Source organism: Aeromonas sp. 602200 (genome assembly GCF_049173895.1).
Taxonomy (GTDB): Bacteria; Pseudomonadota; Gammaproteobacteria; order Enterobacterales; family Aeromonadaceae; genus Aeromonas; species Aeromonas veronii_A.
Window position 1 is genome coordinate 352,214 of record NZ_JAAKSL010000002.1, and the last position, 22,754, is coordinate 374,967.

A 22,754-nucleotide genomic window follows, 5' to 3' on the forward strand; every position below is an offset into this window, starting at 1 on the left:
GGGCTGCTTTCCAATGAAAATCCTCCATACCGCCGACTGGCACCTTGGCCACCAACTTCATGGTCATGACCGCCGTTTTGAACACGATGCCTTTCTCGACTGGCTGAGCGACACCCTCAAGGCGCGCGAGATCGACGCCCTGCTGGTGGCGGGCGATCTGTTTGATACCGCCAATCCCCCCGCCAGCGCCTGGCAACAACTCTACCGTTTTCTGGCGCGGCTGCGCGCCGAGATGCCCCACCTCAACATGGTGCTGATCGGCGGCAACCACGACTCCCCCTCCAAGCTCGATGCCCCCCACGAGCTGCTGCGCGCCTTTGATCTGCATCTGGTGGGCAGCATCAGCCGCGACAGTGAGGGCAAGCTCGAGACCGACCGCCTGCTGGTACCGCTGCAAGACAAAGAAGGCAAGATTGCTGCCTGGTGCGCCGCCGTGCCGTTCCTGCGCAGCAGCGATCTGCGGGTGGAGCCGTTGGAAGAAGGGCAGGACCGGCTGATCGAAGGGGTACGCCAAATCTACGCCGAGGTATTGGCCGAAGGGCGCGCCCGCTGCGGGGAGGGTCTGCCGCTCATCGCCATGGGCCATGCCTATCTGGCGGCGGGCCAGCTCTCGGAGCTGTCGGAGCGGCGGGTGCTCGGCGGCAACCAACACGCACTGCCTGCCGAACTCTTTGCCGGTGCCGACTACACGGCGCTCGGTCACCTCCATCTGGCCCAGAGCCCGGCCGAGGGGGTGCACTACAGCGGCTCGCCGCTGCCGCTTTCGCTGGCCGAAGCCAACTACAACCATCAGGTGCTGGAAGTGACCTTTTCAGAGGGGAAACTGGCCGGGCTGGAGCGGATCCCGGTACCCCGCGCGGTGGAGATGATCCGCCTGCCCCAGAGCAGCCTCGACGACGCACTCAAAGCCATCGCATCGCTCGAGCTGCCTGATTGTCCACAAGAAGCACAGCCTTTCCTCGAAGTACGGCTGCTGCTGCCCAAGCCAGAAGCCCGCATCCGCGAGCGTATTCTGGCGGCCATCGCAGACAAGCCGGTGCGTCTGGCCCGCATCAGCACCCAGTATCAGGGCTCGGGCGAAGGGCTGGCCGATGGTCGCGAGCGGCGCAGGCTCGATGAGCTCTCCCCCACCGAGGTGTTTCGCCTCTGCTATCAGCGCCAGTTTGAAGGGGAGCCCGAGGCTGGGCTGGTTGCCTCGTTTGAAGAGATCCTGGAGCAGGTGAAGGAGTCAAACCAATGAAAATCTTGTCTCTGTCTGGTGAGAATCTGGCCAGTCTGACCGGCACCTTCACCATCGACTTTACCAGGGGGGCGCTCGGCGCTGCCGGCCTGTTTGCCATCACCGGCAATACCGGCGCGGGCAAGAGCACATTGCTCGACGCCATTTGTCTGGCCTTATACGACGAAATGCCGCGCTTTATCGCCAATCGCAAGAACGTGGCCGAAGTGGGCCGCATGGATGACGAGGAGAAACTCAAGGCCAACGATGTGCGCGGCATCCTCAGCCGCGGTCACGCCAGCGGCTTTGCCGAGGTGCAATTTCGCGGCTGTGATGGCCGCATCTGGCTGGCCCGCTGGGCGGTACGCCGGGCACGCAACCGCTCGGAAGGGCGCTTTCAGGCGCAGGAGCGCACCCTGACCGATGTGGCGTCGGGGCAGGTTTTCTCCGGCAGCAAGCGGGAGCTGCAGGATCGCATCGACGAGCTGGTGGGTCTCTCTTGGGAGCAGTTCCGCCGCGCGGTGATCCTGCCGCAGGGGGAATTTGCCGCCTTCCTCAAATCGGATGCCAACGAGCGCTCCGCCCTGCTCGAACGGATGACCGGCACCGAGCTCTACTCCGCCATCTCCATCCAGACCTATGAACGGGCGCGGGAAGAGCAGCAGAAGCTGGCCACCATCGCCCAGCGCCTCGGCGACGTGGCGCTGATGGATGAAGCGACCCGCGAACAGTGGGTAAGCCAGCAGGTGAGCCTCTCTACCACCCTCAAACACGAGCAGCAACAGCAGCAGTTGATGCAGGATCTGCGCGACCTCAATAGCCGCATTGCCGCCCAGTTGCAAGGCTGCGCCGAGGGACAGGCGGTGCTAGATGCCGCCCTGCAGGCCCACGGCGCCGCTGCGCCCGAGCGCGACGAGTTTGCCCGCGCCGAGCAGGCCCAGGTGGCCCGCGCCGATCACGACGAGCTGGCCCGCCTCACTCTGGAAGTGCAGCAGCAGGAGAAGGTGATCGCCGAACTGGGGCCTGAGCTGGCCAAACTCGAGGAGCAGACCCAGCAGAGCGCGCTGACCGAGCAGCAGCTGCTGGCTGAGAAGATCGCCGCCGAGCGGGAATGGGGCGCCCTGCAACCCGAACTCAAGCGGGCGCAGGAGCTCGATACCCGCATCCGGGAAAAAGTGCAGCAGTTGCAGAAGATCCAGCAGGAGGGGGCACAGGAGCGAGAAGTGCAACTCACGCTGGAGCAGGGCTGGCGCGAGCAGAGCCGACAGGTAGAACTGCTCAAGCAGCAGCACCAGCAGTGGGGACTCTGGCTCGAAGAGCACAAGGAGCTGGCACCGGTTGCTCGCCAGTGGCAGCCCCTGCTCACCGCCATGCAGGATTGGGCCGAGGATGCCGACAAGCTACAACAGCTGCTCACCCTGCGGGATCACAAGCTGCGCACCCTGCAGCAGTTGTTGCGCCAGCTGGAGCAAGGTCAGCAGGAGCGCGACTACTGGCAACATGAACAAGCTCGGCTGCAACAGCAACAGAACGAGCTGCAGGAGCAGCAGTGGGAGAGCCGCCTCGCCAAGGCGCAGGAGCAGTGGCAGCAGCAGACCGAACAGCTGGGTCAGCTGCGCCAGTTGCTGGAGCTGGCCGATTACGGCCGCAACCACGGCGAACAGCATGGCCGCTTGCAGCAGGAGATTGCCCAGCTGGAGCAGGCGCTGGGCAAGCTCGCCACCCTAGGCGAAGAGCTGGCCCCCGCCCGCGAGCGGCTCGCCCTGCAGCGGGATGAGGCGCGCCATGCGCTGGAGCAGTCCCGCGCCATCGCCAGCTTCGAGCAGTATCGCCATATCCTGAGCGATGGAGAACCTTGCCCGCTGTGCGGTTCCGGAGAGCACCCCTACAGCCAGAGCCAGCCTCAGGTGGCGGGGATCCTGGGTCAGCTGGCGGAGCGGGCCCGCAGCCTCGAACTGGAGTGGGAACGGCTCAACCATCAATACATTCAGTGCGAGAGCGAACGTCAGGAGCTGGCCCGCCAGCTGGCGGTGCGTCAGCAACATCTGCCGGAGCTGGAAACCCGCGCCGAGCAGCTGACCCAGCGCTGGCAACAGCTGGGGGGCGATACCCTGCTCGGCCATTCGCTGCCGCTGCGCCAAAGCCCCATTGAGTGGAACGAGCTGATGAGCACATTGCTTGGCCGTGGCCAGGCGCTGGAGCAGGGGTTGGCCCAGAGCCAGCAGCAGCTGCGTCAGGCCCAGCTTGGCCAACAACAGCTGCAAGGGGTGCGTCAGCAACTTAGCCAGTTGGCTGCCCAGCACCAGCAGTTTGACCAGCAGTGGCAGGAGGCCGACCGCCAGCGCATCGCACTGGAAGGGGAAGTGAAGGGGATGGGCGAGCAGGAGGCGACCCTGCGCCAGCGCCTTGAGCAAGGCGCCCACCGCCTCGACGAGCAGATGGGCGGCCAACCGTGGCGCCAGTGGCTCGGCAGCCAGCAGTGGCACGAGTGGCAGCGAGCCTGCGAAGCCTGGCTGCACGGCCAGAGCGAGTGGGAGCGGCTGGCCAGCGAGATCGCCAGCCTCACCCCGGCCCTGAGCGCACAGGAAGCGCGCCTGCAGACCCAGCGCGAGCTACTACACAAGCTGGAGCGGGACTACAAGGAGCACGAACAGCAGCGTCAGGGGCTGCTCACCAGCCGCGCCGCCTGTCTGAATGGCGAGGAGATCCCGCTGGTCGAGAGCCGCTGGCAACAGCGGCTGCAACAACTCGCCAGCGAACTGGAGCTGATGCAAAGCGGCGCCCGCGCTCTGCGGGAGCGGCAGACCGAACTCAAGACCCGCCTCACTCATGTGGAGCAGGAAAAGCAGACCAGCAGCCGCCGCAAGCGGGAGGTGCTGGGGCGCTGGGCTGCCCACGCCAGTACCCTCGGCATTGCCGAGTACGACCTGCGCCGCCTGCTCGCCATCACCCCCGATGAACTCAAGGCTCACCGCACTGCCCTGCAAGGGCTGGAGGATACGGTTGGCGAGGCGCGCACCCGCCTTGCCGAGCGGCAACGGGCGCTGGCACTGGAGGAGAGCAAGCGGGATCGCTATCGCGAGCATCACCCCGAGCTGGCCGCCCTGCCGGATGCAGAGCTGAGCGATCAACTGGTGGCGCTCGATGCCCGCTGTCGCGCCCTTGAAGAGCTGCTGTTCGAGTGCAAGAGCAAGCTGGCACAGGCCGAAGCAGCCGCTCTCAAGGCGGGCAGCCTGCAGCAGGAGCTGGCCGCCCAGCAGGCAGTCGCGGATCACTGGCAACAGCTGTGCGATCTGATTGGGCAAGCCAACGGCGCCAAATTCCGCACCTTCGCCCAGAGCCTCACCCTCGAGCGTCTGCTGCTGGAGGCCAACGCCCAGCTCGCCGAACTATCACCGCGCTACCGGCTGGAGCGGGTACCCGGCACCGATCTGGCGCTGCAAGTGGTGGATCTCGACATGGGGGACGAGGTGCGTTCGGTGGACTCCCTCTCCGGTGGCGAGAGTTTTCTGGTGTCGCTGGCGCTGGCGCTGGCCCTCTCCAGCCTCTCGTCACGGCAGACCCAGGTCGAGTCGCTCTTTATCGACGAGGGGTTTGGCACCCTGGATCCGGACAGTCTGGATCTGGCGCTCGCCAGCCTCGACTCCCTGCAGGCCGCCGGTCGCCAGATCGGGGTCATCTCCCACGTCCAGACGCTGGTGGAGCGGATTGGCGTGCAGATCAGGGTCGAAGCCCTCGGCGGTGGCGAAAGCCGGGTGGTGGTCCCCTGAGTAGCATCAGTTCCATCACCAATACCATCGGCTCAACCCCCACGCCGTAAACAACAAGACCCCGCCAATTGGCGGGGTCTTGTTGAGAGGCTATCAGCCGAAGCGGTAGGCCCCCATATAGAGGCTGCCGCCATCCCAGCTCTCGTGCAGCCGGGTCGGCACCACACCATCGGCCGCCCCCAACGCCACAAAGAGCGGGCGCAGGTGGTCATCGTGGGGATGGGACTCCACCGCGCCTGGAGCCTGCTGGCGATAGTCGAGCAGCGCCAGACGATCCTCGTCGGCCATCTTCTGCTCCAGCCAGTCGACAAACTGGCTGGCCCACTCTGGCACCGGCGAACCTTCCGGTGCCAGCGCCCGCAGGTTGTGGGTGATGGCACCGGAGGCGAGGATGCCAATCCCCTGACTGCGCAGCGCCCCCAATACCTCTCCCAGTTGCCACAACTGGGCCGGGGTGAAACTCGCGGGAATGGAGATCTGCACCAGCGGGATCTCGCTGTTTGGGTCGATCAGGGAGAGCGGCGACCAGACCCCGTGATCCAGCTCGCGCCGCACCGGGGTGGCGGTCAGTCCGGCCAGTGCCAGCTGGTCGCTCACCCCTTGTTGCAGCCACTCGGGGCTGCTGGCAGGCCAGCGCATCCGGTAGAGGGGCTCGGGAAAACCGTAAAAGTCGTACATCAAGGCCGGTTTGGGCTCGACGTTGATCTGTAGCTCGCGGCTGAACCAGTGGGCGGAGATGACCACCAGCCCCTTGAGCTCACCCAGACGCAGGGTTCGCAGAAAGCGGGTGGCGGGTTGCTCACGCAGCACCAGATCCGGTGCGCCGTGAGAGATAAACCAGACAGGGGCGAGGGACATAAAGCGGACTCCAACAAGGTATCAGGGGGCGATATCGGAGGGGATATCGCTGTTGGAATCGATTATCCCCCTGCCATTAAAGGTGAACAATCCAGCAAGATAGATAATAACTATCAACTAATGGTTGATAATTTCACGCCTTCACGACAGGTAATCGGCAATAGATATCAAGGCTGCGGCGCTTCCGGCAGCGGTCGGGCTGCACGAAGCGCCATCCGGGTCGCTGCACTGTGATCCTGCCACTCTCGCCACGCCAATCCCTCGGCGGCCGCCTCCCCTTTCACCGGATGGGAGAAGATCGCCAGCAGACCGGCATTGTCAGGCCAGTAGCGGGCTGGCAGTGTCTGAACCAGCAGCAGGGCGGCGCCCAGCAAGAGCAGAGCCCATCCGGTTTCATGGCTGTTTTTCATCCCGGCCTCCTTCACCCGTGCGCCAATGAACTAACATTTTTGCGCAAGCCGGTGACAAGACGGTGACAGCGGACGGGTGGTCATTTTACAACATCTGAACCTCAACCCGGCCAAACAACCACAGATGGCAACATTTGTATCCCTTCAGCCCGAACCTGTGGCCGTATGCTCTAAAATGTGACTCACAGGAAAACGTTATCCCTGAAAAGAAAACGTTATCTGGTCAAAACGTTGTTTCTGGATCATAAAAAGATTCCAAAAACTGGTGTATATTGCTCGGCGGAAATTCCTTAACCATGAAGATTGACATGAAAAAGACCAAAATTGTCTGCACCATCGGTCCGAAGACCGAATCCAAAGAAATGCTGGCCAAAATGCTGGACGCCGGCATGAACGTCATGCGCCTGAACTTCTCCCACGGTGACTACGCCGAGCACGGCAGCCGCATCAGCAACCTGCGCGCTGTGATGGCCGAGACCGGCAAGCACGCAGCTATCCTGCTGGACACCAAGGGTCCGGAAATCCGTACCATGAAGCTGGAAGGCGGCAACGACGTCGCGCTGGTCGCTGGCCAGACTTTCACCTTCACCACCGACCAGACCGTGGTTGGCAACAAAGACAAAGTGGCTGTGACCTATGCCGGTTTCGCCAACGATCTGCGCGTCGGCAACCGCATTCTGGTTGATGACGGCCTGATCGGTCTGGACGTCATCGAAATCACCGAGCGCGAAGTTATCTGTAAAGTGCTGAACAACGGTGACCTGGGCGAGAACAAAGGCGTTAACCTGCCGGGCGTCTCCATCAAGCTGCCGGCCCTGGCCGAGAAAGACAAGCGCGACCTGATCTTCGGTTGCGAGCAAGGCGTTGATTTCGTTGCTGCTTCTTTCATCCGTAAGAAAGAAGACGTTCTGGAAATCCGTGAGCACCTGAAAGCCCACGGTGGCGAGAACATCCAGATCATCTCCAAGATCGAAAACCAGGAAGGTCTGGACAACTTCGACGAGATCCTGGCTGTTTCCGACGGCATCATGGTTGCTCGTGGCGACATGGGTGTAGAGATCCCGGTTGAAGAAGTTATCTTCGCCCAGAAGATGATCATCGCCAAGTGCAACAAAGCCCGCAAAGTGGTTATCACTGCCACCCAGATGCTGGACTCCATGATCAAGAACCCGCGTCCGACCCGCGCCGAAGCTGGTGACGTGGCCAACGCCATCCTGGACGGTACCGACGCAGTGATGCTGTCCGGTGAATCCGCCAAGGGTAAGTACCCGCTGGAAGCCGTAACCATCATGGCCACCATCTGCGAGCGTACCGATGCCGTGATGCCGTCCAACCTGTCTGCTGCCAACGACAGCAACAAGCTGCGCATCACCGAAGCCGTATGTAAAGGCGCCGTAGAGACCTCCGAGAAGCTGGACGCCCCGCTGATCGTGGTCGCTACCGAAGGCGGCAAATCTGCCAAGGCCATTCGCAAGTACTTCCCGAAAGCCTGGATCCTGGCGATCACCACCAACAAGAAAACTGCTGCCCAGCTGGTTCTGACCAAGGGTGTGGTTGCTCACGTGGTTGACAGCATCGCCTCTACCGACGATTTCTATCGCATCGGTAAAGAAGCCGCGCTGGAAATCGGCATGGGTCTGAAAGGTGACGTGGTTGTGATGGTCTCCGGTGCTCTGGTACCGAGCGGCACCACCAACACCGCTTCTGTTCACGTTCTTTAATCAGAGCTGAACGAGTTGAAAACGGCGCCTGCGGGCGCCGTTTTTTTTGTCCCTCCCCCCTGCTTACCTGACAAGCCCGGTGTTAGAATCCACGCGAATTTAATCTATGCGGGAAATCTCCCGAATATCGCGTAATAACCCGGAAGTTATATGCCCTCAATACGTTTTAAAAGAGTCTCGGCCACCCTGTTGCCGCTGCTCTGTCTCCTCGCCAGCCTCTGCGTCCCGCAAGCCATGGCGCAAGATGTCCCCTCTCGCAACGCAGTTCAGCGAGCGCTGGATGGTCTGGGTAAATCAGAGACCCTGACCGTCAGTCAGCAAGCGGATCAGAAGTTGCTGACCGAAACCCTCGGACTGCTCGACAGCATCGACAAGGAAGAGGCGAAGGCCAAGACCCAGGCCCAGCGGATCCGCAACCTGCCCACCGAGCTCAGAGAGATCAGCGCCAAGCTTGATGCCCTGACCAAGGGCAAGAGTGCCGAGCAGATCAAGAGCGAATACGCCAGCATGAGTCTGGCAGAGCTCGACAGCCGTCAGCCGGAAGTGCTGGCCAACATGCAGGCGGCCCAAGAGGCCCTCGGCGCCATCGGCAGCCAGCTCACCAGCTTGCAGACCCTGCCGGAGCGCGCCCAAGCCAGCATGAGCCGCGCCTACCAGCGCAGTCAGGAGATCCGTACCCGCCTCAACGCCGGTGAAAGCGTCTCCAGCGCCGAGAAGATGAAGCTCGGTGCCGAGCTGGCCCTGCTCGACCTGCAGCTGGCCCACCTGCAAAAGGAGCTGGATAACCGAACCAGCATGCAGGATCTGGCGATCAAGCAGCGCGACTACCAGAGTGCCCGTCTCGCCAGCGAAGAGCAGAAACTGCAGCTGTTGCAGGATCAGAGCAGCGCCAAGCGCCTTGGCGACACCGAAAAAACCGCCGAGCAGACCGGTGAACTGGTGGCGACCGAAGACAGCCCGCTGGTGCAAAAAGAGCAGGAGCTCAATCACCAGCTCAGCCAGCAGCTCATCGGTGCCACCACCAGCCTCAACTCGCTAGTACAGAAAAACCTGCAAGCCAAGAGCTGGCTGGAGCGCGGCATCCAGACCGAGCGCAACCTCAATGAACAGGTGCAGATGCTCAAAGGCAATCTGCTGCTGTCACGCATCCTCTATCAGCTCTACCAGCAGCTGGAAGCGGCGCCCACCATCGCCGTCAAAAACCTGGAAGAGCAGATCGCCGATCTCCATCTGGCCCAGTTTGAACTGAGCCAGCAGCGTGACCAGCTGTTCCAGAAGAACCTCTATCTGGACAATCTGATCGCTGGCAGCAAGGATCCGGTCAGCGAGGAGGACAAGGAGAGCCTTGCCAAGCTGCTCGACACCCGCATCAATCTGCTCGATCAGCTCAACCGCCAACTCGACAGCCAGCTCACCAACGCCATCAGCCTGCAGCTGACCCAGCAGCAGCTGGCGCGGGTCTATGCCTCTATCGAATTTACCCTGCAGCAACATATCTTCTGGGTAAGCAGCAATAAGCCCATCGACAGCAAGTGGTTTATCAGCTGGCCCGCCCAGGCCTACAAACAGGCCTCCGACTGGGTATTGAAACCGGACTGGAAACGCTGGCGCGAAGAGCTCTTGGGGATCTCCCTGCTCGCCTTCCCGCTGCTGCTGATCGGCGGCCTGCTGGTCTGGAAACGTCCGGCGCTGGTTGAGCGCGAGAAGAAGATCACCAAGGACCTTGGCCGTTTCCGTCAGGACAGCCAGTGGCATACCCCGCGCGCCCTGTTCTATACCGTGCTGCAACGCCTGCCGGGCAGCATGTTCATTCTGGCTGGCGGTCTGCTGCTCACCTACTGCGGTCTGCTCAGTCCCAAGCTGATGTTCCAGATCACCCTGAACCTCGCCCTCGGTTATCTGGTGTTCAGCGTCTATCTGGCGGTGATGCGCCCGGGCGGCATCGCCGAAACCCACTTCCGGATCCCGAAAGCGGAGCTGCAGGCCAAGCGCAACAGCATGCGCTACATCTGGTTGCCACTGCTGCCGCTCATCATGCTCGCGACCAAGGCGGTGGTTGAACCCTCCACCCTGGGCAACGACGTGATCGGTCAGGCCATGACCCTGACCCTGCTGGGGCTGGCCGCCTATCTGGTGTTCCCCATCTCCCGCGCCCGCATCAAGGGCGAGGCGAGCATGCAGAAGTCGCTGATCGCCATTGCCCTGGCGCTGGCACCGGTGGCGCTGATCGTGCTGGCGGTGCTCGGTTACTACTACACCGCGCTGAAGCTGACCGGTCGCCTGATCGAATCCTTCTACCTCATCATCATCTGGAGCCTGGTCTACCGCACCGCCCTGCGTGGTCTGGAGCTGGCTGCCCGTCGTCTGGCCTACCGTCGTGCGGTGGCCAAGCGTGAGCACAAATCTTCGGAAGATGCGGAAGGTGGCGAATCCATCGAAGAGCAGCCCATGGATCTGGAGGATGTCAGCCAGCAGTCCCTGCGTCTGACCCGTACCGTGCTGATGCTGATCTTCGGCGTCGCCTTCTACTGGCTCTGGTCCGATCTGGTCGCGGTCTTCTCCTACCTCGACAGCATGGTGCTGTGGCACCGCAGTGAAGGCACCGGCGCCAACGCCGTGCTCTTCCCCATCAGCCTGAGTGACGTGCTGATCGGCTTCCTGCTGCTCGGCGGTGCATGGTCACTGGCGCGCAACCTGCCGGGCTTGCTGGAGGTGCTGGTGCTCTCCAAGCTCAACCTGGCTCAGGGGACCGCCTACGCCATCACCACCATGCTCAACTACGTACTGATCGGCTTTGGTTCCCTCACCGCTCTCTCCATGATGGGTGTTCAGTGGGACAAGCTGCAGTGGGTAGCGGGTGGTCTGTCAGTCGGTATCGGTTTCGGCATGAAGGAGATCCTCTCCAACTTCGTCTCCGGCATCATCATCCTGTTCGAGCGTCCGGTGCGGATCGGTGACACCGTCACCATCGGCTCCTTCTCCGGTACCGTCTCGCGGATCCGTATTCGCGCCACCACCCTGACCGACTTCGACCGCAAAGAGGTGATCATCCCCAACCAGCAGCTGATGACAGAACGGCTCATCAACTGGTCGCTGAGTGACACCGTCACCCGGGTGATCGTGCGGGTGGGCGTGGCGTATGGCTCGGATCTGGAACTGACCCGCACCCTGCTCAAACAGGCGGCCGACGAAAACAGTCGGGTACTGAAAGACCCGGCTCCCATCGTCTACTTCCTCACCTTTGGCGCCAGCACCCTGGATCACGAGCTGCGCTTCTTCGTGAGCGAACTGGGGGATCGCAACCCGGCGGTGGACGAGTTGAACCGCAAGATCGACCAGCTGTTCCGCGAGAACGGCATCGAGATCGCCTTCAACCAGATGGATGTCTACATCAAGAACATGCAAGGCGAAGAGCAGAAGGTGGAGTCCAACTCCGCCGCCCTGCCGCCGCCCGCGGAAGATGGCAAGCAGCCAGCCTGATAGCGAACTGCACTGATCTGATGACAACAGCCGCTCACCCAGGTGAGCGGCATTTTTATGTTCCCGTTGCCACGACCGTCCACTCAGGCAACCGCCGGAGAGTGATAAATGAGTTTACCCGCTGCGGTCTCTCACCTAATGTAGGCTGACGAACGGGAGAGCAGGGAGCCGCGTTTTCGCCCATGGATGACCAACAACTAGAGCACATTCTGTTTCGCTCCTTTGATGTGATCCCGCTCCCAATCCTGGTGTCCGAGTCGACAGCCAGCCAGGGTCATATGTCACCCGACCGGATCCCCCTGCGTCGCCATCTCTTCCTCAACAGGGCCTTTCGCGAACAGCTGGGCTATGAGCTGCAGGATCTGCCGGACATGGAGAGCTGGTTTCACCTCGCCTATCCCGATGAGAGCTATCGCAACTCGGTAATTCAGGCTTGGCATAACCAGATAGAGCAGAGCCTGCACCATGGACTGGAGGTCGCCGAGATGCCGGCGCTGATCCGATGCAAGAGTGGCCACTCTCGCTGGTTTATCGTCACCGCCCAGCTGGGGGCAGATGCCATCCCGGATAGCCATATCGTCACCTTTCGCGATATCCACGACCTGCAATGCATGGTAGAAGAGGTGAGCCGCCTCTCCTGCACCGATCCCCTCACCGAACTGACCAACCGGCGTGGCGCCCAGCAACAGCTGCAGGCTCTCTGGTTGCAGGGCCAGCCCCTCTCGGTGGTGTTGGGAGATATCGACCATTTCAAGCAGGTCAACGACCGCTACGGCCATCCTGCGGGCGATGCCGCACTCTGCGCCGTCGCCCATGCCATGGCGGGCCAGTTGTTGCCCGGGGAAAGCCTGGCCCGTTGGGGTGGAGAGGAGTTTCTGTTGATCCTGCCAGACTGCAGCATTGAGCAGGCGGCACAACGTGCCGAGCAACTGCGCCAGCATGTCAGTACCACCCGCTTGCCATGGCAAGGAGAACAGATCGCGCTAACCATCAGTCTGGGGTGTGCCGGCATGAAGGGTCAGGAGAGCATCGACTATCTGCTGATGATGGCAGACCGAGCCCTTTATCAGGCGAAGGAGCAGGGACGTAACCGGGTGGTCATGTCGGCACAATAGCCTGATAGCCAGAAAGGGAAGCTCGCACGCAACCATAAAAAAACCGAAGCACCAGGCTTCGGTTTTTTACTGCGGCAACTGGCATAGGCCAGCCGACCATTACTTCTTGATGCGGATAACCGGAGTCTCGCCCACAGTCACGGCACCAGTCATCTTCACCAGCTCTTTGATCTCGTCCATGTTGGAGATGACCACCGGAGTCAGGGTAGATTTGGCTTTTGCTTCCAGAACGGCCAGATCGAATTCGATGATGGTGTCACCGCGCTTGACCTGCTGGCCTTCCTGAGCGATACGCTTGAAGCCTTCGCCTTTCAGTTCAACGGTGTCGATACCGAAGTGAACGAACAGCTCGATACCAGAGTCGGACTCCAGAGAGAACGCATGGTTGGTCTCGAAGATTTTGCCGATGGTGCCGTCGCACGGAGCAACCATCTTGTTGCCAGCCGGCTTGATAGCGATGCCGTCACCCACGATCTTCTCGGCGAAGACAACGTCAGGCACATCTTCGATCGGCACGATTTCGCCAGACAGCGGAGCAAAGATTTCGATGCCGCCGGTATCAGCGCTATCGTCGGACACCAGTTTCTTCAGTTTGTCGAACAGACCCATAGTAAAAGCTCCTAAAGATGATTTGTCGCTGTTTGCAGCCGATCTTAGCAGACTGCCTTCTGCTTGATAAAGTTATCTACGCACGCTTCGATTTCAGCAGCGGTGGCAAAGCTCAATGCCTGGTCAGCCATTGCCTTCACATCTTCGAAGCTGGTGTTGCGGATAAGCTTCTTGATACGCGGTACAGAGATGGCGCTCATGGAGAACTCATCCAGACCCATACCCAGCAGCAGCAGAGTGGCGCGCTCGTCACCAGCCAGTTCACCACACATACCGGTCCACTTGCCTTCGGCGTGGGACGCATCGATAACCATCTTGATCAGGGTCAGGACGGAGGGTGACAGCGGGTTGTACATAGCGGAGATCATCTCGTTACCACGATCGACAGCCAGGGTGTACTGGGTCAGGTCGTTGGTACCGATACTGAAGAAATCCACTTCCTTGGCCAGATGATGAGCCATCACGGCAGCGGCCGGGGTCTCGATCATGATACCCACTTCGATGGATTCATCAAAGGCTTTGCCTTCGGCACGCAATTCGGCTTTCAGCGTCTCTACGGTAACTTTCAGGCTACGGAACTCTTCGACAGAGATGATCATCGGGAACATGATGCGCAGTTTGCCGAAGGCAGACGCACGCAGAATTGCCCGCAGCTGAGCGTGCATGATGTCTTCGCGGTCGAAGAAAATACGCACGGCACGCCAGCCCAGGAAGGGGTTCATCTCTTTCGGGAAATTCATGTACGGCAGCTCTTTGTCGCCGCCAATGTCCATGGTGCGCACGATGATCGGCTGATCCGGCATCGCTTCGGCCACTTCTTTGTAGGCTTTGAACTGCTCTTCTTCGGTCGGCAGCGCGTCACGATCCATGAACAGGAACTCGGTACGGTACAGGCCCACGCCTTCGGCGCCATTGCGTATGGCACCTTCGGTATCCTTGACGGTACCGATGTTGGCGCACACTTCGACCTGGTGACCATCCAGCGTGATGGCTGGCAGATCTTTCAGCTTGGCCAGCTCATCTTTCTCGGCCTGGAACTGAGCCTGGAACTTCTTGGCTTCGGTCAGCTGTTCAGCGGTCGGATTGATGATGATCTGGTTGTTGATCGCATCCAGCACCAGCATGTCACCGTTCTTGACGCGCTCGGTGATGTCGTTGGTGCCTACCACGGCCGGCAGCTCCAGGGAGCGGGCCATGATGGAGGTGTGAGAGGTACGGCCACCGATGTCGGTGACGAAACCCAGCACATATTTCAGGTTGATTTGAGCGGTTTCAGACGGGGTCAGGTCTTTGGCGACCAGGATCACCTCTTCGTCGATGGTGCTCAGGTTGACAACGGCGATGCCCAGTACGTTCTTGACCAGACGGGTACCGATGTCACGGAAGTCGGTAGCGCGTTCGCGCAGATAAGGGTCATCCAGCTCGGCCATCATCTTGGCGTACTGTTCGATCACCTCATAGATGGCTTTGTCAGCGGAAGCCTTGTTCTCTTTGATGAAGGATTTGATATCCCCTTCCAGCTCCTCATCTTCGAGCAACATGATGTGGCCTTCGAAGATGGCCTCTTTTTCCTCACCGAAGGTGCGACCGGCCATCTCTTTGATGGCTTCCAGCTGGGCAGCTGACTTGGTACGAGCTTCGAGGAAACGGTTGATCTCGCCATCAATCTGATCAGCAGAGATTTTGCCCTGATTGATAACGATTTCATCTTCTTTAAGAAGAAGCGCCTTACCGAATGCGATACCGGGGGACGCAAGAATGCCAGATATCATAATCCTTCCTATTAAAACGACTGTGGGGGAGGAATCTAAAGCTGGATTACTCCAGCTCGTCCATCAGGGCAACCAGCTTCTCAACAGCTTGCTGGGCATCCGGGCCGTCAGCCTGGATGGTTACGTTGGTGCCCTTGGTCAGGCCCAGGGTCTGCAGCTTGAACAGGCTCTTGGCGCTGGCGGACTTGCCACCGGAGACCACAGTGATCTCGCTTTGGAATTCTTTGGCTTCTTTCACGAACTGAGCTGCCGGACGGGTGTGCAGGCCGTTTTCAGCAGTAATAACAACAGACTTCTCGTACATGGTTTCACCCCATATTATTGATATTTTTTGGTGGATTGGTCGTTTTTGAAGCAACCTGACCCACCGTGTCAGTATGGATATGTTGTAAAGTAACGAAAGCAGACCCGCAATGGTTTAATCCAGGTCAAGTTTCTGTGCAGTAATCGGCGCGCTGGTTGGCAATTTTCAGTTATTGGGCTACAAGCCGCATCAGGACTGGCCTGAAATTATTTTATAACGAAAAATAACACTTTGTTACTTTGTGATACCGAGCCAGCAAACACCGCGTGACGCCGCACAGGATATGAGATTTAGAGCGGAATGTCTGCTTTTTTTCTCACTCCGGAACTTGTTATTTTACCCCAAAAAATAAGGATCAAGTGACACTAACAGGGGTTGAGTCTAGCCCATAAAGAAGCGGCGCTCCTGGGAGCGCCGCTGTTTTGAAAGATTCCGATCAGTTACTGCTGCAGTTCCTGCTCGCTGAACACCCCGGCAAACAGGGCGCTGGAGAGGTAACGCTCTGCCGCGCTCGGCAGGATGACCACAATGGTTTTGCCCGCAAATTCCGGCAGCTCGGCCAGACGGCTGGCAGCCACCACCGCAGCACCGGAGCTGATACCGGCCAGGATCCCCTCCTCCTCCATCAGGCGGCGAGCCATCTCGATGGCTTCATCGCTGGTCACCTTCTCCACCCGATCGATGAGGGAGAGATCCAGGTTGCCCGGGATAAAGCCGGCGCCGATCCCCTGGATCTTGTGGGGGCCCGGTTTGATCTCTTCCCCGGCCAGCTTCTGGCTGATGACCGGCGACTCGGCCGGTTCGACCGCAACAGAGACCACCGCCTTGCCTTTAGTCTGCTTCAGATAGCGGGAGACACCGGTAATGGTGCCACCGGTACCGACCCCGGCCACGAACACATCCACCTTGCCGTCAGTGGCATCCCAAATCTCGGGGCCGGTGGTCTTTTCGTGGATCTCCGGGTTAGCCGGGTTTTCAAACTGTTGCAGCAACACATACTTGCCCGGCTCGGATTCGAGGATCTCGTTGGCCTTGGCAATGGCTCCTTTCATGCCGAGCGGCCCTTCGGTCAGCACCAGATTGGCACCGAGCGCCTTGAGCAACTTGCGGCGCTCCAGGCTCATGGTGGCCGGCATGGTCAGGGTGATGGGATAGCCGCGAGCTGCCGCGACAAAGGCCAGAGCAATACCCGTGTTGCCGCTGGTGGGCTCGATAATCTCCTTACCCTTGGTCAGGATACCGCGCTTCTCGGCATCCCAGATCAGGTTGGCACCGATACGGCACTTGACGCTGAAGCTGGGGTTGCGGCTCTCGATCTTGGCCAGCACGCGGCCTTTGGTAACACGGTTGAGACGAACCAGCGGGGTGTGACCGATAGTCTGGCTGTTGTCCTCAAAAATTTTGCTCATGGTGCTATCCCTGTGTTTGTTACGACGATGAAACAAGATTACCCTGTGGTTTCTGAATGAGAAGTGACTATTCGTTATAACCATATGGTATTACAACATATAGAGCTTATTCTCTCTGGCCCCTGACTCCGGGCGCCAATCGTCAAAGGAACCGACGTTATGGGATTTTCAGGAAGCAGCCAGTATCTCGCCTCCGATGCATTGAAGATGGCGGTCAATGCCGCCATCACCCTCGAAAAACCGCTGCTGATCAAAGGGGAGCCGGGCACCGGCAAGACGGTGCTGGCGGAAGCGGTCGCCGACCATCTCGGCACCGATCTCATTGCCTGGCATATCAAGTCCACCACCAAGGCCCAGCAGGGACTCTACGAATATGATGCGGTGGCCCGGCTGCGGGACTCCCAGCTCGGCGACCCCAGAGTGGCCGATATCAGCCACTACATTCGTAAAGGCAAGTTGTGGCAGGCCTTCAGCGCCGAGCAGCGACCTGTGCTGCTGATCGACGAGATCGACAAGGCCGACATCGAATTCCCCAACGATCTGCTGCTGGAGCTGGACCGGATGGAGTTCGACGTCTACGAGACCGGCGAGCGAGTCAAGGCGCGCCAGCGTCCGGTGGTCATCATCACCTCCAACAACGAAAAAGAGCTGCCGGATGCCTTCCTGCGCCGCTGTTTCTTCCACTACATCCGCTTCCCCGACAAGGCCGAGATGCAGGCCATCGTCAAACTCCACTACCCCGACCTCAAGGAGAGCCTGCTTGGCGAGGCAATGGATCTCTTCTTCGAGCTGCGCGAGGTAGAGGGACTGCGCAAGAAACCCTCCACCTCGGAGCTGCTGGACTGGATCCGCCTGCTCTTGGCCGACGATATCGCCCCCGAAGCGATGCGCGCCCGCGAGCCCGGCAAGCTGGTGCCCGCGCTATATGGCGCTCTGCTCAAGACCGAGCAGGATTTGCATCTCTTCGAGAAGCTCGCCTTTCTGGCCCGACGCGGCAGCTGACCCATGCTGATCGACTTTTTTACCCACCTGCGCCGCCACAAGCTCCCCTGCAGCCTGCGCGAGCTGCTGGACTTGCACGCCGCACTGGTAGCCCGGCTGGCCGCTGTCGATATGGACGAGTTCTACCAGCTCTCCCGCTGCCTGCTGGTAAAAGACGAGGCCCACTACGATCGCTTCGATCGCGCCTTCGCCGAATACTACGAAGGGCTGGAAGCCATTCCTCTGCTGCCAGAGAGCCTGCCCGAGGAGTTGCTGCGCAAGGAGTTCGAACGGCTGTTGAGCCCAGAGGAGAAGGCGCTGCTCACATCCCTCGGCGGACTCGACAAGCTGCTGGAAACCCTTAACCAGCGATTACGCGAGCAGAAAGAGCGCCACGCCGGTGGCAACAAGTGGGTGGGAACCGGTGGCAGCAGCCCGTTTGGCCACGGCGGTTTTCACCCCGAGGGCATCCGCATGGGTGGAGAAGGGCAGCACGGCAAGGCGACCAAGGTGTGGGAGGCCCGCCACTATCGCAACTTCAGCGACGACTCGCCGCTAGGCCAGCGCGCCATCCAGCTGGCGCTGCGCAAGCTAAGACGCTGGGTGCGCAAAGGCAATCCCGACGAGCTGGATCTCGACGACACCATAAAAAGTTCTGCCCGCCAGGGCTGGCTCGATGTGAAGCTGCGGCCCGAGCGCCACAACGGGGTCAAACTGTTGGTCTTTTTCGATGTCGGAGGCTCCATGGATGCCCACGTGGCCGAGGTGCAGCGCCTCTTCTCCGCCCTGCGCCACGAGTTCAAGCATCTGGAGTACTTCTATTTTCACAACTGCCTCTACGACTTCGTCTGGAAGGATAACGCCCGCCGCTTTGAGGAGCGGTTCGATACCCTGCGGCTGCTGCGCACCTATGGCAGCGACTACCGGGTGATCCTGGTGGGGGATGCCACCATGGGCCCCTACGAGATCACCTGGCCGGGCGGCAGTGTCGAGCAGTGGAACGAGGAGTCGGGTCAGGTGTGGCTCACCCGCTTGCAGCAGCACTTTCCCAAACTGGTGTGGATCAATCCCACCCCGCGGCGGGAGTGGCTCTGGCATCCCTCCATCAAACTGATGAATGACGTGGTTGGCGGACGGATGCATCCGCTGACCCTGGCGGGTCTCGCTGCGGCGATCAACCAGCTCTAACCCTCTCTACCCTATAAACCGACAAGCCGGGAACGCACCCGGCGAGGAGCAAAGATGACCTCTATCGTGATCAGTGGCTCAGGCCTCTATACCCCACCCTTTGCCGTCAGCAATGAAGAGCTGGTGGCCGCCTTCAACCAGTATGTGGATCTCTACAACGAGGAGAACGCCTCCGCCATCGATGCCGGCCAGCTTCCCGCCAAGCAGCACTCCAGCTGCGAGTTCATCGAGAAGGCATCCGGCATCAAGAGCCGTTATCTGGTGAGCCGCGAGGGAGTACTCAATCCCGATATCATGCAACCGCTGCTGGCGGAGCGGCCCGACGAGATGCCCTCCATCATGGTGGAGATGGCGGTGGCCGCCGCCGAGCAGGCACTGATCGCCGCCGGTCGCGAGCCGGGAGAGATCGACTTGGTCATCGTCGCCGCCTCCAACATGCCGCGCCCCTACCCAGCGCTGGCCATCGAGCTGCAGCATTATCTGGGGGCGAGCGGCATGGCCTTTGACATGAACGTGGCCTGCTCGTCTGCCACCTTCGGCATCAAGACAGCCGCCGATATGCTGGCGGCAGGCACCGCCAAACTGGCGCTGGTAGTCAATCCGGAGATCTGCTCGGGACACCTCAATTTCCGGGACAGAGACAGTCACTTTATCTTCGGCGATGCCTGCACCGCGGTGCTGCTGGAGCGGGAGGCCGATTGCAAGGTGGCCAATCCGTGGCAGCTGGTAGCCAGCAAGCTGGTGACCCAATACTCCAACAACATCCGCAACAACTTCGGCTTTCTGAACCGGCTGAGCCCGCGTACCCGCTACAGTGACGACAAGCTGTTTCGCCAGCAGGGGCGCAAGGTATTCAAGGAGGTGTTGCCACTGGTGTGCGACCAGATTGCCAACCAGCTCGATGAGCAGGGCTGGCCCGCCGAGAGCCTGAACCGGCTCTGGCTCCATCAGGCCAACCTCACCATGAACCAGTTCATCGGCCGCAAGCTGCTGGGCCACGATGCCAGCCAGCAGGAGGCGCCGGTCATTCTTGATAGCTATGGTAATACCAGCTCGGCGGGTTCCATCATCGCGTTTCATCTGTACAATCGCGACCTTCCTGCGGGGGCGCGCGGCGTCCTCTGCTCGTTTGGCGCCGGCTACTCCATCGGTAGCCTGCTGCTACAACGACAGTAACAGAGTGCGCGGGGAGAGTGGCCCGCGCCCTGTACTCTGATTGGGGTTTGGCGCTGTTTCGCCGCTAGCCCCTCTCTCGGTTCACCCTTACGAGAGGAGAAAACGGGCATAAATAGTGGCCAGACCATGACTATTGATCCGAAAACACCGGACTACTGTGACAACGCATACCGACAAGCCATTGATGAAAAACTTATTTTTCAGATTGGTTGCAATTTTTGAGTACCATGGTGCAACGGGGCGATATCTGGATCACAAGATGACAGGAAAAGGCTGCAATTTGTCATCCTTTGCCAATGATGGCTTCCAATGAATTCGAGGTTTGCTATCATCCGGAGACATTTCTTATCTGTCGCCGGCTACAAAAGAATCCCCTCATGTACACACAGTTCTTCGGCCTATCGGAACCGCCTTTCTCCATCTCGCCCAATCCCAAATACCTCTATATGAGTGAGCGCCACGGCGAAGCCCTTGCTCACCTCAACTACGGATTGCAGGATGGTGGCGGCTTTGTGCTGCTGACCGGCGAAGTGGGCACCGGCAAAACCACCGTCTCCCGTTGCCTGCTGCAGCAGTTGCCAGCAGATACCGAGATCGCCTACATCCTCAACCCCTCCCTGACCGAACGGGATCTGCTGGCAGCCATCTGCGACGAGTTTCAACTCCCCTACCCCGCCGAGGCCGGGATCAAGCAACTGTTCGACCTGATCCGCGACCACCTGCTGGCCAACCTGACCGCAGGCAAGCGCAGCGTGGTACTGGTGGATGAGGCCCAACATCTGTTGCCCGGGGTGTTGGAGCAGTTGCGTCTGCTCACCAACCTGGAAACCGACGAGAAAAAACTGCTGCAAATCGTGCTGATCGGCCAACCCGAACTGCAACAGATGCTGCGCCAGCCCCTGTTGCGCCAACTGGCCCAGCGCATCACCGCCCGCTACCACCTGCTGCCCCTCTCCGCCACCGATGTGGATGCCTACGTCCGCTTCCGGCTGCAAGTAGCCGGTTGTGTGCAGCCCATTTTTACCCCCAGAGCGATCCAGACGCTGCATCGGCTCTCCGGCGGCATTCCGCGCCTGATCAACCTCATCTGCGATCGCGCCCTGCTCGCCGCCTTCGCCCGTGGCAGCTACAAGATTGTTCATGGCGACATCAGCCAGGCAGCGTTCGAGGTGAGCGGCGTCCGTGATGAGGGGAGCTGGCTTTCCGGTCTGATGGTGACACTGGCTGGCGCCTTGCTGGTAGCTGCAGGCTGGTGGGGTTGGCAATTTTTCGGCGTATTCCCCGAACGGCCTGTGGTCAAGGTCGAGGTGCCTGTCACCGTTGACGAGACCGCCGAACAACAGGAACAGTTGACCGAGGCGATCAATCAGGCCCTCGACCCCGAGAGCGCCATGCAGAATCTCTATCGGGTCTGGGGCTATGAACCGGAACCGTTCGATGCCACCTGTGACAACGCCCCTCGCGCCGGTCTGCGCTGCCAGGAGGGAGAGGCAAGCCTCGAGGAGCTGCGCGCCCTGCAGCATCCCGCCATGATCACGCTCACTGACCAGACTGGCGGCCTCTACTACGCGACTCTGGTCAATCTGGGGCCAAGCAAGGCCAGCCTGATGATCGGCAACCAAAGCTGGCAAGTGGATCGCCAGTGGCTCAGCGACAACTGGGGTGGCAGCTATACCCTGCTCTGGCGCATGCCGAAAGGGGGCGTCAGCCTGATCGCCAGCAATGCCGGACAGACCCAGATCCAGTGGCTCGACAACGCTCTGAGCCGAGCATTGCAACAACCCGAACGCAAGGTGCGCCGTTTCGATGGCGAGCTCAAGAACAAACTGCAGCAGTTCCAGCGGGATCAGGGGCTCACCCCTGACGGCATCGCTGGCAGCAACACCCTGCTGCGGCTCAACGCACTCTCCGGCGAACCCATGCCAAGACTGGAGGAGACCTCCTGATGTCTACCCTGCTCAATGCCCTGCGCCGTGCCCAGCAGCCTTCGCAACAGAGCCATATTCCCGCCATGGGGTTGGCGATAGCCCGCGAGGAGGCGCAACCCGCGCGTCGCGTCGGCTGGTTGCTGGCGCCCCTTGCCCTGCTGCTGGGGGCGGGTGCCAACTATGGCTGGCATCTAATCCATCTGAGTCCCATCAAGGAGAAGGTGGAGGTAAAAGAGGTGATTGCCTCCCCCTTCGTGCGGGTTGAGCCCAAGGCGATGGTGACCCGTCCGCTGCCCCCGCCCCTGCCGGAACCTGTAGTGCAGCAGCCCAGGGTCGCAGCGGCTGCCAGCAATCCGGCAGCCAGTCGACCAACCTTGGCCGAACAGCTGATGCGCGCCCTCAACGAAACACCGCTGCAACAGGAATCGGGTACAGTTTCCCAAAGCGTGCAGCCGGCCCAGTTGATGTCGCTGAATGCCGCTCCGCTTTCGGTTCGCCAGCAAGTGCCCGCATTCAGCTATGGCTCCCATGTGTTCTCATCCAATCCGGCCAAGCGGGCCGTGGTGCTCAATGGCCGCGAATACCGGGAAGGGAGCGAAATAGCCCCCGGGGTCGTGCTCGCCACCATCGACCAGCAGTACATTGTGCTGGATGTCGGAGGCCAGAGCGTAACCCTCAAGGCGTTGCAGGATTGGCAAGGGTGAGTACACACCTTCCCCTGATAATCGCTGGCAAGCAGGATGCACCTCGCCTGAGTGCCACTTTTATGAGCATTCAAAGGTTTACGGTGTGATGAAATATCCATTTTTACGGT

General features: G+C 60.4%; 16 protein-coding genes. 10 read left to right on the forward strand and 6 right to left on the reverse strand.

The features are described from left to right. Nucleotides 1-13 precede the first annotated feature (13 nt). Both G5221_RS04660 and G5221_RS04665 read left to right on the forward strand, forming a co-directional pair. Nucleotides 14-1,240 (forward strand): exonuclease SbcCD subunit D C-terminal domain-containing protein, encoded by a 1,227-nt coding sequence (locus tag G5221_RS04660; RefSeq protein WP_421262903.1) that lies wholly within the window; start codon nucleotides 14-16, stop codon nucleotides 1,238-1,240. Then, nucleotides 1,237-4,989: an AAA family ATPase gene (locus tag G5221_RS04665; protein WP_266134226.1), complete on the forward strand. Its 3,753-nt coding sequence runs from the start codon at nucleotides 1,237-1,239 to the stop codon at nucleotides 4,987-4,989. The genes G5221_RS04660 and G5221_RS04665 overlap by 4 nt, the downstream gene beginning before the upstream one ends. Nucleotides 4,990-5,082: 93 nt before the next feature. Here the strand turns inward: G5221_RS04665 and G5221_RS04670 are convergent, their stop codons facing one another. Both G5221_RS04670 and G5221_RS04675 read right to left on the reverse strand, forming a co-directional pair. Beyond that, entirely contained in the window at nucleotides 5,083-5,847 is a 765-nt protein-coding gene (locus G5221_RS04670) for a DODA-type extradiol aromatic ring-opening family dioxygenase (protein WP_266134227.1), read from the reverse strand. Nucleotides 5,848-6,014: 167 nt separating this feature from the next. Beyond that, nucleotides 6,015-6,257 carry a hypothetical protein gene (locus tag G5221_RS04675; protein WP_266134228.1) on the reverse strand — a complete coding sequence of 81 codons (243 nt, stop codon included), beginning with the start codon at nucleotides 6,255-6,257 and terminating at the stop codon, nucleotides 6,015-6,017. 308 nt (nucleotides 6,258-6,565) lie between these two features. On the opposite strand from G5221_RS04675, the gene pykF reads away from it, so the two are divergent. The 3 genes from pykF to G5221_RS04690 all read left to right on the forward strand — a co-directional run bounded on the left by pykF (nucleotide 6,566) and on the right by G5221_RS04690 (nucleotide 12,573). Continuing rightward, nucleotides 6,566-7,978 (forward strand): pyruvate kinase PykF, encoded by a 1,413-nt coding sequence (gene pykF, locus G5221_RS04680; RefSeq protein WP_031227651.1) that lies wholly within the window; start codon nucleotides 6,566-6,568, stop codon nucleotides 7,976-7,978. Between the two features lie 150 nt (nucleotides 7,979-8,128). After that, nucleotides 8,129-11,458 (forward strand): mechanosensitive channel MscK, encoded by a 3,330-nt coding sequence (gene mscK, locus G5221_RS04685; protein ID WP_421262904.1) that lies wholly within the window; start codon nucleotides 8,129-8,131, stop codon nucleotides 11,456-11,458. A 182-nt stretch (nucleotides 11,459-11,640) separates the two neighbouring features. Then, nucleotides 11,641-12,573, forward strand: a complete 933-nt coding sequence (locus G5221_RS04690; protein WP_266134234.1) for a GGDEF domain-containing protein — start codon at nucleotides 11,641-11,643, stop codon at nucleotides 12,571-12,573. 99 nt (nucleotides 12,574-12,672) lie between these two features. Here the strand turns inward: G5221_RS04690 and crr are convergent, their stop codons facing one another. From crr to cysK, 4 genes are all read right to left on the reverse strand, one after another. Then, nucleotides 12,673-13,182, reverse strand: a complete 510-nt coding sequence (gene crr, locus G5221_RS04695; RefSeq protein WP_216953167.1) for a PTS glucose transporter subunit IIA — start codon at nucleotides 13,180-13,182, stop codon at nucleotides 12,673-12,675. 44 nt (nucleotides 13,183-13,226) lie between these two features. Next, complete coding sequence (gene ptsI, locus G5221_RS04700; RefSeq protein WP_266134235.1) at nucleotides 13,227-14,954, reverse strand: phosphoenolpyruvate-protein phosphotransferase PtsI; 1,728 nt, start codon at nucleotides 14,952-14,954, stop codon at nucleotides 13,227-13,229. A 46-nt stretch (nucleotides 14,955-15,000) separates the two neighbouring features. Then, a complete protein-coding gene (locus G5221_RS04705) occupies nucleotides 15,001-15,258 on the reverse strand; it encodes an HPr family phosphocarrier protein (RefSeq protein ID WP_005338266.1) in 258 nt (85 codons plus the stop codon). A 440-nt stretch (nucleotides 15,259-15,698) separates the two neighbouring features. Continuing rightward, the gene (gene cysK, locus G5221_RS04710) at nucleotides 15,699-16,667 is read right to left on the reverse strand and encodes a cysteine synthase A (RefSeq protein ID WP_076495664.1); all 969 of its coding nucleotides are present in this window, start codon (nucleotides 16,665-16,667) and stop codon (nucleotides 15,699-15,701) included. Between the two features lie 159 nt (nucleotides 16,668-16,826). On the opposite strand from cysK, the gene G5221_RS04715 reads away from it, so the two are divergent. The 5 genes from G5221_RS04715 (at nucleotide 16,827) to gspB (ending at nucleotide 22,644) form a co-directional block, all read left to right on the forward strand. Further along, nucleotides 16,827-17,669, forward strand: coding sequence for an AAA family ATPase (locus tag G5221_RS04715; protein ID WP_013723987.1), 843 nt, complete (start codon nucleotides 16,827-16,829; stop codon nucleotides 17,667-17,669). Nucleotides 17,670-17,672: 3 nt separating this feature from the next. Continuing rightward, nucleotides 17,673-18,836 carry a vWA domain-containing protein gene (locus tag G5221_RS04720; RefSeq protein WP_421262905.1) on the forward strand — a complete coding sequence of 388 codons (1,164 nt, stop codon included), beginning with the start codon at nucleotides 17,673-17,675 and terminating at the stop codon, nucleotides 18,834-18,836. A 54-nt stretch (nucleotides 18,837-18,890) separates the two neighbouring features. After that, entirely contained in the window at nucleotides 18,891-20,012 is a 1,122-nt protein-coding gene (locus tag G5221_RS04725; protein ID WP_421221357.1) for a beta-ketoacyl-ACP synthase III, read from the forward strand. Between the two features lie 377 nt (nucleotides 20,013-20,389). Continuing rightward, on the forward strand, nucleotides 20,390-21,958 hold the full coding sequence (locus G5221_RS04730) for an ExeA family protein (protein WP_216953162.1): 1,569 nt from the start codon (nucleotides 20,390-20,392) through the stop codon (nucleotides 21,956-21,958). Beyond that, on the forward strand, nucleotides 21,958-22,644 hold the full coding sequence (gene gspB / locus G5221_RS04735; RefSeq protein WP_421262906.1) for a type II secretion system assembly factor GspB: 687 nt from the start codon (nucleotides 21,958-21,960) through the stop codon (nucleotides 22,642-22,644). The genes G5221_RS04730 and gspB overlap by 1 nt, the downstream gene beginning before the upstream one ends. Nucleotides 22,645-22,754 lie beyond the last annotated feature (110 nt).

Coding starts and splice junctions, on each gene's coding strand:
- G5221_RS04725 (WP_421221357.1), top strand. CDS start 18,891: ATGACCTCTATCGTGATCAGTGGCTCAGGCCTCTATACCCCACCCTTT.
- G5221_RS04730 (WP_216953162.1), top strand. CDS start 20,390: ATGTACACACAGTTCTTCGGCCTATCGGAACCGCCTTTCTCCATCTCG.
- G5221_RS04720 (WP_421262905.1), top strand. CDS start 17,673: ATGCTGATCGACTTTTTTACCCACCTGCGCCGCCACAAGCTCCCCTGC.
- G5221_RS04675 (WP_266134228.1), bottom strand. CDS start 6,257: ATGAAAAACAGCCATGAAACCGGATGGGCTCTGCTCTTGCTGGGCGCC.
- crr (WP_216953167.1), bottom strand. CDS start 13,182: ATGGGTCTGTTCGACAAACTGAAGAAACTGGTGTCCGACGATAGCGCT.
- cysK (WP_076495664.1), bottom strand. CDS start 16,667: ATGAGCAAAATTTTTGAGGACAACAGCCAGACTATCGGTCACACCCCG.
- G5221_RS04690 (WP_266134234.1), top strand. CDS start 11,641: ATGGATGACCAACAACTAGAGCACATTCTGTTTCGCTCCTTTGATGTG.
- pykF (WP_031227651.1), top strand. CDS start 6,566: ATGAAAAAGACCAAAATTGTCTGCACCATCGGTCCGAAGACCGAATCC.
- G5221_RS04705 (WP_005338266.1), bottom strand. CDS start 15,258: ATGTACGAGAAGTCTGTTGTTATTACTGCTGAAAACGGCCTGCACACC.
- G5221_RS04670 (WP_266134227.1), bottom strand. CDS start 5,847: ATGTCCCTCGCCCCTGTCTGGTTTATCTCTCACGGCGCACCGGATCTG.
- G5221_RS04660 (WP_421262903.1), top strand. CDS start 14: ATGAAAATCCTCCATACCGCCGACTGGCACCTTGGCCACCAACTTCAT.
- G5221_RS04665 (WP_266134226.1), top strand. CDS start 1,237: ATGAAAATCTTGTCTCTGTCTGGTGAGAATCTGGCCAGTCTGACCGGC.
- gspB (WP_421262906.1), top strand. CDS start 21,958: ATGTCTACCCTGCTCAATGCCCTGCGCCGTGCCCAGCAGCCTTCGCAA.
- mscK (WP_421262904.1), top strand. CDS start 8,129: ATGCCCTCAATACGTTTTAAAAGAGTCTCGGCCACCCTGTTGCCGCTG.
- ptsI (WP_266134235.1), bottom strand. CDS start 14,954: ATGATATCTGGCATTCTTGCGTCCCCCGGTATCGCATTCGGTAAGGCG.
- G5221_RS04715 (WP_013723987.1), top strand. CDS start 16,827: ATGGGATTTTCAGGAAGCAGCCAGTATCTCGCCTCCGATGCATTGAAG.